Source organism: Falsiroseomonas sp. (genome assembly GCF_051859025.1).
Lineage (GTDB): Bacteria > Pseudomonadota > Alphaproteobacteria > Acetobacterales > Acetobacteraceae > Falsiroseomonas.
The window spans coordinates 89,466-100,089 of the sequence record NZ_JBHYGL010000011.1 but is presented as its reverse complement, the minus strand read 5'-3'; the positions used below and the strand labels follow the sequence as shown (position 1 = coordinate 100,089).

The following is a 10,624-nucleotide window of genomic DNA, read 5'->3' as shown; positions in this document are numbered from 1 at the left end:
AAGGCGCTGCCTTCCCCACACCCCTACCGCCAGGGGGGAGACCCCCCTGGACCATCGTCAATGGCCTGGGTTCCAAGGGCCAGCTGGCCCTTGGCGAGGGGGTGCAGGGGGAGCAGCGCTCCCCCTGCGGCAACCGGCACGCCCATTGCTTCGCCATCCTCATAACCAACGGCCACCAACCGGCCGCGCAGGAGAGGCGGATCATGACCACCACCCGACGCACGCTGCTGGCCGCCGCCGGCGGCCTGCTCGCCACCCCCCGGATCGCGGATGCGCAGGGCGCGCTGACACCCATCCGCTTCTCGCTGGACTGGGCCTTCCAGGGGCCGCAGGCGCCCTACCTGCTGGCGCTGGAGCGGGGCTACTACCGGGACGAAGGGCTCGCCGTCACCATCGACCGCGGCTTCGGCGCGGGCGACGTGCCGGTGAAGATCGCCACCGGCGCCTATGAATTCGGCGTCGGCGACATCTCCGCCACCATCCGCCTGCGGCTGACCCAGCCCGGCACCGATGTGATCTGCCCCTTCGTGCTGGCCCAGGGCAGCCCGTTGTCCGCCATCACGCTGCGACGCACCAACATCCGCGCGCCGAAGGACCTTGAAGGCAAGCGAATCGCGGCGCCGGAGACGGATGGCGGCCGCCAGTTCTTCCCGGCCTTCGCCCGCGCCACCAGCATCGATACCGCGCGGATCAACTGGATCACCGTCACGCCGCAGCTGCGGGAGCCGATGCTGGCGCGCGGCGACGCGGACGCCATCACGGGGTTCGAGACATCGGGCGTGTTCAGCCTGCTGGCGCTGGGCGTGCCGCGCGCCGATATCGTGGTGATGCGCTATTCCAGCTTTGGCGTGGCGCTGCTCTCCACCGGGCTGCAGGTGCGCAAAAGCTACGCGGACGCCAACCCGCGCATCGTGACGGGCATGATCCGCGCCATCATCCGTGGGCACCTGGACGCGCTGCGCGACCCCGATGCCGCGATCGCGGCGCTGGTGCGGCGGGACGCGACGGCGCCGGTGGCGCTGGAGAAGGAACGCCTGGCGGCGAATTTCGAATTCGTGCGGACGCCGGAGGTGCTGTCCGGCGGCTTCGGCAACCTGCCGATGCCCCGCGTCCAGGCCTCCATCGAGACCATCCGCGCGGCCTTCAACATCAGCGCGACGCTGGCGGCGGAGGATTTCTACATGCCGCAGTTCCTGCCGCCGGCCGAGCAGCTGCGCCTTCCCGCCGCGGCGGGGTGATATTTGAGGCTGCCAAGGCGACAACGGTTTCCGGGACGGGGAGGCGCCTTCGGGGCCTCCCTTTTTCGTGGTTGGAACGTGGCGGAAAAAAGGCGTATACGACAATCCATCGCCATCTTTGCCCCCCGCCGTCTTTACCCCCGGGGACCGTTCCCCGGGCCCGCCCCTTCCCGAGGAGGTGCTGCCGTGTTGATCGCCCTTTGCCTCCTGGCCGGCTTCACCGCCCTGGCCGGCATGTCCACCGTGGCGCTGGCGCTGGTGCCGGCCATGGGGTTCGGCCTGATGGGCATCGCCACCGCGGCCGGGTTCGGGGTGGTGTCGCTGGGCGCGGGGTTGAGCGCGGCGATGATCGCCCTCTCCCGCGAACGCGCGGTCTGAGACAGGCGCGCGGGTTTCGGCGCTACACCGGCACGGGCATGAAGGGCGCCAGTTCAGGGTCGGCGTAGCGGATGCTGCCATCGCCGACCATCGGCGGGCCAGGATGGGCGCCCGTCACGACGGTCAGGCACAGATTGGCGCCGGCGAGGCCGAGGCGCTTGTCGCCCCGCACCGGCAGAGGGATGCGCGCGCCGCGGCACAGGGTCAGCAGCACCTGGTGCAGTTCCTGGCGCGAGACTTCCCAGGACATGGTGGATCTTCCGCCGGCGCGGCGGCGGACGATGCGGGCCACGACATCGCCGCGCGGATCGGCGGCGAGTTCCAGCGTGAAGCTGTCCGGGGTCTGCGCGGGCGTGGGGCGGCCCTGCATCGCCTGCTCCATGATCGCGCGCAGCAATTCCTCCGGCGTGAACAGGATGTGGCGGACCTCCTTCGGCATGGCGTGGCGCTGTTCCCGGCGGCGATTGACCGGTGACGCTATCGCCTTCCCGCTGAAGGAAGGCTGAACGGGTCAGGGCAGCAGGATGGGGATGGGCGCGGGCGCGTCCTCGATCCGGGCGGGGAGGCAGCCCGCCGGGTCCCCATCCGCCTGGAGCGCGACGCCACTGCCGGCCAGGCTGACGCGGCTGGCGGGCATCAGCCTGAGTAGCCCCAGGCGCGGCAGCAGGCCGAGCGGCAGGGCGAGGGCGGCGCCGACCACGCCGGCGGGCCCGGTGGCGGCCAGCAGCGCGACCTGGAAGCCCGGCGCGGCGGGCCGCGCGGCGGGGGCGAGTAGATGGCGTCCGGCATAGAGCCGCCCCTTGGTGACGATGACGCTGGTGGCGCGGTGCGGCATGCCGTCCAGCACGGCCTCGATCGGCGTGAAGGGGTGGCGCGCGACTTCCCGCAGCGCCTGCAGCACATAGGCGGCGCGGCCGAGGCGCCGCTTCAGCCGCAGGTCCAGCCCGTGCACGACGGCCGCGTCGAATCCCGCGCCCGCCATCTGCACGAACAGCCGCTGCCCGCCGGCTTCGTCGGTGATCACGCCCGGCCAGATCGGGCGGGGCCGGGCGGTGGCGAGCAGTGCGGCCGCTTCCTCCGGCACCAGCGGCACGCCGAGTTCCCAGGCCAGCACATTCGCGGTGCCGAGCGGCAGGATGCCGAGCGTGGCATCGCTGCCCGCGATGCCGGCGGCGACTTCCGCGATGGTGCCGTCCCCGCCCGCCGCGACGATCACGCGCCTTCCGCGCGCGGCGGCTTCCGCCGCGATCAGCCGGGCATCGCCGGGCGCGCGCGTTTCCGCGACATCGGGCGGCAGGCCTTCGCGGCACAGCCAGTCGATGGCGCGCGACAGGCGCCGCCGGCGGCCCGCGCCCGCGGTGGGGTTGAAGATGACGAGCATGGGGACTTTTCGCGCGCAAGCGTGACGATTCGCGGTCCTTGCGTTGACGGGCGCGTGACATGCGCGCGCCGCATCACCCCACCGCAGGTCCTGCGTGTGCCTTCATGCAAGATTCACGTCACGCCCCGTGCGGGCGCGTTACAGCGCGGTCGCGCAACGGCGGGCCGATCGGCGCGTTGCGCGATGCGCTGGCGTTGATCTGCCGGCACGACACGGAAGATCGCGAGGCGCTGACGCATGACCGGAACCGAGACGAAGCGGCGCTATCGGACGGTGTTCCTCTCGGATCTGCACCTCGGCACGCGCGGATGCCGCGCGGATTTCGCCGCGCAGTTCCTGCGGTCCGTGGAATGCGAGAAACTCTATCTGGTCGGCGACATCATCGATGGATGGCGGCTGCGCAAATCCTGGTACTGGGATGCCGATCATGACGAGGTGATCCGACTGGTGCTGCGCATGGCGCGGGCGGGAACGGATGTCACCTACATCCCCGGCAATCATGACGAGATGTTCCGCGCCTGGACCGGGCTGGAATTCGCCGGCATCCGCCTGGCGCAGGAAGCGGTGCACCGCACGGCGGATGGGCGGCGCCTGCTGGTGATCCATGGCGATGAATTCGACAGCGTCGTGCGCTACGCCAAGTTCATCGCCCATCTCGGCGACTGGGCCTATGACGCGGCGCTGGGAATGAACCGCTGGTTCAACGCGCTCCGACGGCGCTTCGGCTATCCCTACTGGTCGCTCTCGCAATGGCTGAAGCGCCAGGTGAAGGGCGCGGTCGCCGCGATCGATCGGTTCGAGGTGGCGCTGGCGCAGGAAGCGCGGCGGCGCGGGCTGGATGGCGTGGTCTGCGGCCACATCCACCACGCGGAGATGCGGGATGTTCAGGGCATCCTCTACATGAATGATGGCGACTGGGTGGAAAGCTGCACCGCGCTGGTGGAACACGCCGATGGACGGTTCGAGCTGGTGGACTGGGCGCGGGAGAACCGGCTGAGCTTCTTCCGTGGCGAGGCCACGCCCGAGCCGCAGGCCGCCTGACGGCATTGGACACGGACCGGGTCTGGGGCATGGGGGCCTTCGCGATGCCGGGCACGCCGGGGCTTGCCGTGGGGAAGCGGCGCATCCTCATCGTCTCCGACGCCTGGCTGCCGCAGGTGAATGGCGTGGTGCGCACGCTGCAGGCGGTGGTCGCGGTGCTGCGCGCCGGCGGCGACGAGGTCGCGGTGATCGGGCCGGACCGGTTCGTCACCGCGCCGATGCCGGGCTATGCCGAGATCCGCCTGGCCATCGCGCCGCGGCGGCGCCTGGCGCGGCTGGTCGATGAATTCCGGCCGGACGCGCTGCACATCGCGACCGAGGGGCCGCTGGGCTGGGCGATGCGGGCGATCTGCCGGAAGCGGGGATGGCGCTTCACCTCCTCCTTCCACACCAAATTCCCGGACTACCTCCATGCGCGTACGCGCATCCCGAAGGCTTGGTCCTGGGCGCTGATGCGCCATTTCCATCGGCCGTCATCGGGCGTCCTCTGCGCCACGCCGTCGCTGGCGGCGGAGTTGCAGGGGCGGGGTTTTGCCCCTGTCGTGCCGTGGTCGCGGGGCGTGGACCTCGACAGGTTCAACCCCGATGCGCGGGGCGAGCCCGAGCCGTGGGAGGGGCTGCCGCGGCCGATCTTCCTGGTGGCCGGGCGCGTGGCGGTGGAGAAGAGCCTGGAGGCGTTCCTCGCCCTCGACCTGCCGGGCAGCAAGGTCGTGGTGGGGGATGGGCCGCAGCGCGCGGCGCTGATGCGGCGCTTCCCCGACGCGCATTTCGCGGGGTGGCGGGAGAATGGGCGGCTGGCGCGGTCCTATGCCGCGGCGGATGTCTTCGTCTTCCCGTCGCGCACCGATACCTTCGGCCTGGTGCTGCTGGAGGCGCTGGCGAGCGGCACGCCGGTCGCGGCCTATCCGGTGACGGGGCCGCTGGATGTGATCGGGGATGCGCCGGTGGGCGCGCTGGATCAGGACCTGCGCGCCGCCTGCCTGGCGGCGCTGGGCGCGGACCGGGCGGCCTGCCGGGCCCATGCGGCGGGGTTTTCCTGGGACGCCTGCGCACGGCGGTTCCGGGACAGCCTGGTGCCGGCCGTGTGGCGTGCCACTGGGCGTGCCATGGGGCTTGAGGGGGGCTCAATTCCCTAACGCCGTCTCGCCGTGCTACGCGGATGCCTTGATGGCGACAAGATTGCGCGGCCCCGACGCTGCACCCCCATGCGCAAGCTGATCCGGCATCCCGCCACCCAGGCGGTGCTGGCGCGGCTGGTGGGGCTGTATCTGGTGCTGGTGGTCAGGACCTCCCGCTGGGAACTGGTGGGCGCCGGGCCGGCCCTGGCGCGGATCGCGGCCGGGGAGCCGCTGGTGATCGCCTTCTGGCATGAGCGCCTGCCGATGGTCCCGCCGCTGCGCGCCCTGGCGGGGGCGGCGGAACCCGCGGCGCTGCGCGTCACGCCGAGGGTCCTGGTCAGCCAGCATCGCGACGGCCGCTTCATCGGGGATGCCGTGCGGCGCTTCGGGGTGGAGATGGTCTATGGGTCCTCCCGCCGCGGCGGAGCCATGGCGCTGGCCGGGCTGCTGCGGACGCTGAAGGGGGGCGACCCCATCCTCATCACGCCGGACGGGCCGCGTGGGCCGCGGCGGCGTGCGGCGCCGGGGGTGGCGCAGCTTGCGGCGCTGTCCGGCGCGGCGGTGGTGCCGCTGGGGGCGGCGTCCTCCGCGCATCGGCGGCTGGGGTCCTGGGACCGGATGATGTTCCCGCTGCCCTTCGGCCGCGGCGTGCTGGCCTGCGGGCCGCTGATCGAGGTGCCGCGGGATGGCGCGGCGGCGGCGCTGCCGGCGATCGAGGCCGCGCTGGATGCGGCCTGCGCGGCGGCGGATGCGGCCTGCGGCATCCCGGCCGAGCCCGCGATATGAGCCTCCTGCCGGAGGAAGCGCGATGAGCCTCCTGCCGGAGGCGGGGCCATGAGTCTCGCGGGACGCGCCTGGGCGGTGGGGGCGCGGATGATCGCGCCCTTCCTCGCGCTGCATTTCCGCCGGCGTCTGCGCATCGGCAAGGAGATTCCCGGCCGGGTCGAGGAACGGCGCGGCGGCGGCGCGGCGCGGCCCGCCGGCCGCCTGTTCTGGCTGCATGCGGCCAGCGTGGGGGAGACGGTGTCCGCCCTGCCGGTGCTGGAGGCGATGGCCGCGCGCGATGCTGGGCTGCGCTTCCTGGTCACGACCGGCACGGTGACGGGGGCGGAGATGCTGGGACGGCGCCTGGCGCCGGCGATGGCGGCGCGGGTGGAGCATCGGTTCATGCCGCTCGACGTGCCGGGCTGGGTGGCCAGGTTCCTCGATGGCTGGCGCCCGGATGCGGCGGCCTTCGTGGAAAGCGAGTTGTGGCCGAACCTGCTGGCCGCCGCCCGCAGGCGGGGCCTGCCCATGGCGCTGGTCAATGGGCGGATGAGCGGGCGTTCCTTCGCCCGCTGGCGGCGCGCGCCGGCGCTGGCGGGGGAGGCGCTGGGCGGCTTCCGCCTGGTGCTGGCGCGGTCGGAAGGGGACCGGGCCAGGCTGGCCGCGCTGGGCGCGCCGGGGGCGCTGTGCTGGGGGGACCTCAAGGCCGCGGCGGCGCCGCTGCCGGCGGATGCGGCGGCGCTGGCGCGGCTGCGGGCGCTGCTCGGCGCGCGGCCGGTGTTCCTCGCCGCCTCCACCCATCCGGGGGAGGAGGCGCAGGTGGTCGCCGCGCACCAGGCGCTGCTGCCGCGCTTCCCTGACCTGCTGACGGTGCTGGTGCCGCGGCACCCGGAGCGGGGGGAGAGCGTTGCGGCGCAAGCCGGTGCGCTTGTGACGGGCGCGGTGGCGCGGCGGACGGGTGGCGGGGCGCCGGGGCCGGGGGTTTCGGTCTATGTCGCGGATACGCTGGGGGAGCTCGGCCTGTTCTACCGGGTGGCGCGGGTGGCGCTGATCGGCGGCAGCCTGGTGCCGCATGGCGGGCAGAACCCGCTGGAGGCGGCGCGCCTCGGCTGCCCCATCCTGTTCGGCCCGCATACCCAGAATTTCGAGGAATCGGTGGACCGGCTGCTGGCCGCGGGCGGCGCGATCCGTGTGGCGCTGGCGGCGCCCGGGGGCGGGCCGGGCGGGGCGCTGGCGGAGGAAGTGGCGGGCGTGCTATCCGATGGGGCCCGGGCGCAGGCGATGATAACCGCCGCCTCCGGGATTGCCGATGCGCATGCCGGGCTGCCGGGCCGGGTGGCGGAGGCGCTGGTCGATCTGCTGCCCCCGGCCTGACCCCAGGCCGCCTCGGGGGCGTGGCCGGCCGGTCGAGTGCTGAATGGCCATGGCGGGCGTCCCGCCCCCGGGCCCCCGTCGCGTAGCGCCCGCAAGGGCACCAACAAGGGTCGAGGAACGGTTAGGCACGATGCGAGCACCCGCCTTCTGGGCGGGCGGCGGTGGCGTGATGCCCCTGCTGCTCGCCCCATTTTCGGCACTCTATGCCCAGGCGACGGCGCGGCGCATGGCGCGGCCGGGCTGGCAGGCGCCGGTGCCGGTGATCTGCTGCGGCAATGCCACGGCGGGCGGCGCGGGGAAGACGACGGTCGCCCTCGATATCGGGCGGCGGCTGGCGGATCGCGGCGTGGCCGCGCATTTCCTGCTGCGGGGCTATGGCGGCACCACCAAGGGGCCGCTGCGCGTCGATCCCGCGACGCATGACAGCACGCTGGTGGGGGATGAGGCGCTGCTGCTGGCGGATGTGCGCCCCACCTGGGTCTCCGCCGACCGCGCACTGGGCGCCAAGGCCGCGATCGAGGGCAATGCCCGCGCCATCGTGATGGATGACGGGCTGCAGAATCCGGGGCTCGCCAAGGACCTGTCCCTGCTGATCATCGATGGGGGCTTCGGCTTCGGCAACGGGCAGATCATCCCGGCCGGGCCGCTGCGCGAACCCGTGGCCGCCGCCGCCGCGCGCTGCCAGGCCGCCGTGCTGATCGGGGAGGATGAGACGGGCGCGCTGGCGCAACTGCCGCCCGGGATGCGCGTGCTGCGGGCGAAGCTGGCGGCGGGGCCGGAAGCGGCGATGCTGCGCGGCCAGCCCGTCTTCGCCTTCTGCGGCATCGCCAACCCGCGCAAATTCTTCGCCACGCTCCAGGAATCCGGCGCCGTGCTGGCGGGGCGCGAATCCTTCGGCGACCACTACCAGTACGATGCCGGGGAGATCCAGGACCTGCTGGCGCAGGCCGAGGCCGCGCGCGCCCTGCTGGTGACGACGAAGAAGGATTTCGTCCGCATCCCCGCGCAGTTCCGCAGCCGCGTGACCGTGGTGACGGTGACGCTGCAATGGGAGGAATCGGCGGAGATCGAGAGCCTGCTCGACCCGCTGGCGCAGCGGGTGCCGATCCCGGCCTGATTGCCGCTTCCTGGTGCAGCAGGGGCCCGATCGGGCCCTGCTGCGCTGGCGCGCCGCTTGCATCCCGCCGTCCCGCCTGAAGGACGGAGAGATCGCATGAAAGTCGGGGACGCCCCGGTATTCCGGAAATTCTGGTACGTCGCGATGCCGGTCGCGAAGCTGAAGGCGGGGCCGCAGCCCTTCAGCCTGTTCGGCGAGGACATGGTGATCTGGCAGGCGGCGGATGGCACCGTCTCCGCCCTTCGCGATGAATGCTGCCACCGCGCGGCCAAGCTCTCTCTGGGGGAGATCATCGGGGATTCGATCCGCTGCCCCTATCACGGCTGGGCCTTCGGCGCCGACGGCCACTGCACCAGCATCCCGCAGCGCCCCGGCCTGACGCCGGAGATCGCGGCCCGGGCCTTCGTGAAGAAGTACCACGTGGCTGTGCGCTACGAGTATGTGTGGGTCGCGGTGGAGGAGCCGCTGATGGACATCCCCCATCTGCCGGAATTCGGCGCGGAGGGGTTCCGCTTCATCGACTGCTTCCACGAGGAATGGGACATGTCGCTGTTCCGCCTCGCCGATAATTTCTTCGACCTCGCCCATGTCGCCTTCGTGCACCGGGAGACGCAGGGCGACATCAAGAACCCCGTCCCGCCCGCCGAGGATGTGGAGGAGACGGAGTTCGGCATCATCTCCCGCTCCATCGTGCCGGTGGCGAACCGGCAGGTCGGCCAGGACTACACGGGGATCAAGGAGGAGACGACGGTGCGCGACCGCACCGCGACCTGGTGGGCGCCCTGCGCGCGCCGGCTGCACATCAAGTTCCCGAACGGGGTGCAGCACATCATCTTCACCGCCGGCACGCCGCTGGCGGACCGGAAGATCATCTTCACGCAGTTCTGCATGAGGAACGACACCGAGGAACAGGTGCCCGCCGCCGCCGCCATCGCGCATGACCGCAAGGTGACGTCGGAGGACCGCTTCATCCTGGAATCCACGCGCCCCGATGTGCCGATCATGCCGTGGGAGACGCCGGAAGCCGGCATGCCTGCGGACAAGGCGAACAACATGGCGCGCAAGAAGCTGCGCGAGATCGTGGAGCGCTATTCCGACCCCGCCATCGCCGTTCCCTCCAAGGCCGCCTGAGGAGATGACCCCGATGATCACCCGTCGCGCCACCCTCATCGCCGGCCTCGGCGCCGGGCTGTCGCTGCCCGCGCTGCATGCGCGGGCGCAGATGCGCAGCACGCGCTTCACGCTGGACTGGGCCTTCTCCGGCGCCTCCGCCTTCGCCATCGCCGCGCACCGCCTGGGCTATTTCCGGGAGGAAGGGATCGATGCGCGCGTCAACCGCGGCTTCGGATCGGGCCGCGTGCCCGTCGACATCGCCGGTGGCGCCTATGACATCGGCTTCGGCGACTTCTCCTCCATGGCGCGCTTCGCGGCGGAGAATCCGTCCATCGGCATGATCTGCGTGATGATGACCTTCGACGGTCTGCCGCTGGTCTGCGTCTCCCGCGCCGGCGGGCCCATCCGGGAGCCGAAGGATCTGGAGGGCCGGCGGCTGGCGGCGCCGGAGGGCGATGCGGGGCGACAGATCTTTCCCGTGTTTGCCGAAGCGGCGGGCTTCGATGCCAGCAAGGTCAACTGGATCAGCGTCTCCCCTGAATTGCGGGAGCCGATGCTGGTGCGGGGCCAGGCGGATGCGATCACGGGCTTCGTCAGCTCCGCCGTCATCAGCCTGGAAGGGTTGGGCGTGGCGCGGGCGCAGCAGAACATCATGCGCTACCGGGACTTTGGCGTGCCGCTGTACTCGAACGGCGTCATCACCACGCGGCGCTATGCGGAGGCCAACCCCGACATCGTCCGCGGCATCGTGCGGGGCATCAGCCGCGGCGTGCAGCTGATGGTGCGCGACCCCGCGGCGGCGGCGACGACGGTGAAGGAGGCGGAGCCGCTGTCCGACCTGGCGCTGGAGACCGCGCGCAGCCGGATCGTGGTGGATGAGATGATCATGACCGATCACGTGAAGGCGAACGGCCTGTCGGCGGTGGTGCCGGCGCGGCTGGAGGCCGGGCTCGGCATCCTGGAGCGGGTCTATCGCTTCCCCCGCAGGCCCTCGGCGGCGGAACTCTATACCGACGCCTACCTGCCGGCACGGGCGGATCGCCTGGTCGCCTGACCGAACTGTACCGGCTGGACGGTTGGGTCTTGACAGACCGTCCGG

11 protein-coding genes are annotated in these 10,624 nt (G+C 72.1%); 9 read left to right on the top strand and 2 right to left on the bottom strand.

Annotation, left to right across the window (positions count from 1 at the left end; genetic code table 11):
• The first annotated feature begins 203 nt into the window (after positions 1-203).
• Both ACTIE5_RS11935 and ACTIE5_RS11930 read left to right on the top strand, forming a co-directional pair.
• A complete protein-coding gene (locus ACTIE5_RS11935) occupies positions 204-1,238 on the top strand; it encodes an ABC transporter substrate-binding protein (RefSeq protein WP_439549924.1) in 1,035 nt (344 codons plus the stop codon).
• Between the two features lie 186 nt (positions 1,239-1,424).
• Positions 1,425-1,616, top strand: a complete 192-nt coding sequence (locus tag ACTIE5_RS11930; RefSeq protein ID WP_439549923.1) for a hypothetical protein — start codon at positions 1,425-1,427, stop codon at positions 1,614-1,616.
• Positions 1,617-1,638: 22 nt separating this feature from the next.
• Here the strand turns inward: ACTIE5_RS11930 and ACTIE5_RS11925 are convergent, their stop codons facing one another.
• Together ACTIE5_RS11925 and ACTIE5_RS11920 are read right to left on the bottom strand one after the other, a co-directional pair.
• Entirely contained in the window at positions 1,639-2,055 is a 417-nt protein-coding gene (locus tag ACTIE5_RS11925; protein ID WP_439549922.1) for a hypothetical protein, read from the bottom strand.
• Between the two features lie 72 nt (positions 2,056-2,127).
• Positions 2,128-2,997, bottom strand: a complete 870-nt coding sequence (locus ACTIE5_RS11920) for a diacylglycerol/lipid kinase family protein (protein ID WP_439549921.1) — start codon at positions 2,995-2,997, stop codon at positions 2,128-2,130.
• 237 nt (positions 2,998-3,234) lie between these two features.
• On the opposite strand from ACTIE5_RS11920, the gene ACTIE5_RS11915 reads away from it, so the two are divergent.
• The 7 genes from ACTIE5_RS11915 (at position 3,235) to ACTIE5_RS11885 (ending at position 10,579) form a co-directional block, all read left to right on the top strand.
• Complete coding sequence (locus tag ACTIE5_RS11915; RefSeq protein ID WP_439549920.1) at positions 3,235-4,038, top strand: UDP-2,3-diacylglucosamine diphosphatase; 804 nt, start codon at positions 3,235-3,237, stop codon at positions 4,036-4,038.
• Positions 4,039-4,067: 29 nt separating this feature from the next.
• A complete protein-coding gene (locus ACTIE5_RS11910) occupies positions 4,068-5,174 on the top strand; it encodes a glycosyltransferase family 4 protein (protein ID WP_439549919.1) in 1,107 nt (368 codons plus the stop codon).
• A 69-nt stretch (positions 5,175-5,243) separates the two neighbouring features.
• The gene (locus tag ACTIE5_RS11905; protein WP_439549918.1) at positions 5,244-5,942 is read left to right on the top strand and encodes a lysophospholipid acyltransferase family protein; all 699 of its coding nucleotides are present in this window, start codon (positions 5,244-5,246) and stop codon (positions 5,940-5,942) included.
• A gap of 48 nt (positions 5,943-5,990) precedes the next feature.
• Positions 5,991-7,295, top strand: coding sequence for a 3-deoxy-D-manno-octulosonic acid transferase (locus ACTIE5_RS11900; protein ID WP_439549917.1), 1,305 nt, complete (start codon positions 5,991-5,993; stop codon positions 7,293-7,295).
• Positions 7,296-7,425: 130 nt separating this feature from the next.
• Complete coding sequence (lpxK, locus tag ACTIE5_RS11895) at positions 7,426-8,412, top strand: tetraacyldisaccharide 4'-kinase (RefSeq protein WP_439549916.1); 987 nt, start codon at positions 7,426-7,428, stop codon at positions 8,410-8,412.
• A 96-nt stretch (positions 8,413-8,508) separates the two neighbouring features.
• Complete coding sequence (locus tag ACTIE5_RS11890; RefSeq protein ID WP_439549915.1) at positions 8,509-9,543, top strand: Rieske 2Fe-2S domain-containing protein; 1,035 nt, start codon at positions 8,509-8,511, stop codon at positions 9,541-9,543.
• Between the two features lie 13 nt (positions 9,544-9,556).
• Complete coding sequence (locus ACTIE5_RS11885) at positions 9,557-10,579, top strand: ABC transporter substrate-binding protein (RefSeq protein ID WP_439549914.1); 1,023 nt, start codon at positions 9,557-9,559, stop codon at positions 10,577-10,579.
• Positions 10,580-10,624: the final 45 nt, after the last annotated feature.

Coding starts and splice junctions, on each gene's coding strand:
- ACTIE5_RS11935 (WP_439549924.1), top strand. CDS start 204: ATGACCACCACCCGACGCACGCTGCTGGCCGCCGCCGGCGGCCTGCTC.
- ACTIE5_RS11925 (WP_439549922.1), bottom strand. CDS start 2,055: ATGCCGAAGGAGGTCCGCCACATCCTGTTCACGCCGGAGGAATTGCTG.
- ACTIE5_RS11920 (WP_439549921.1), bottom strand. CDS start 2,997: ATGCTCGTCATCTTCAACCCCACCGCGGGCGCGGGCCGCCGGCGGCGC.
- ACTIE5_RS11915 (WP_439549920.1), top strand. CDS start 3,235: ATGACCGGAACCGAGACGAAGCGGCGCTATCGGACGGTGTTCCTCTCG.
- ACTIE5_RS11910 (WP_439549919.1), top strand. CDS start 4,068: ATGGGGGCCTTCGCGATGCCGGGCACGCCGGGGCTTGCCGTGGGGAAG.
- ACTIE5_RS11905 (WP_439549918.1), top strand. CDS start 5,244: ATGCGCAAGCTGATCCGGCATCCCGCCACCCAGGCGGTGCTGGCGCGG.
- ACTIE5_RS11900 (WP_439549917.1), top strand. CDS start 5,991: ATGAGTCTCGCGGGACGCGCCTGGGCGGTGGGGGCGCGGATGATCGCG.
- lpxK (WP_439549916.1), top strand. CDS start 7,426: ATGCGAGCACCCGCCTTCTGGGCGGGCGGCGGTGGCGTGATGCCCCTG.
- ACTIE5_RS11890 (WP_439549915.1), top strand. CDS start 8,509: ATGAAAGTCGGGGACGCCCCGGTATTCCGGAAATTCTGGTACGTCGCG.
- ACTIE5_RS11885 (WP_439549914.1), top strand. CDS start 9,557: ATGATCACCCGTCGCGCCACCCTCATCGCCGGCCTCGGCGCCGGGCTG.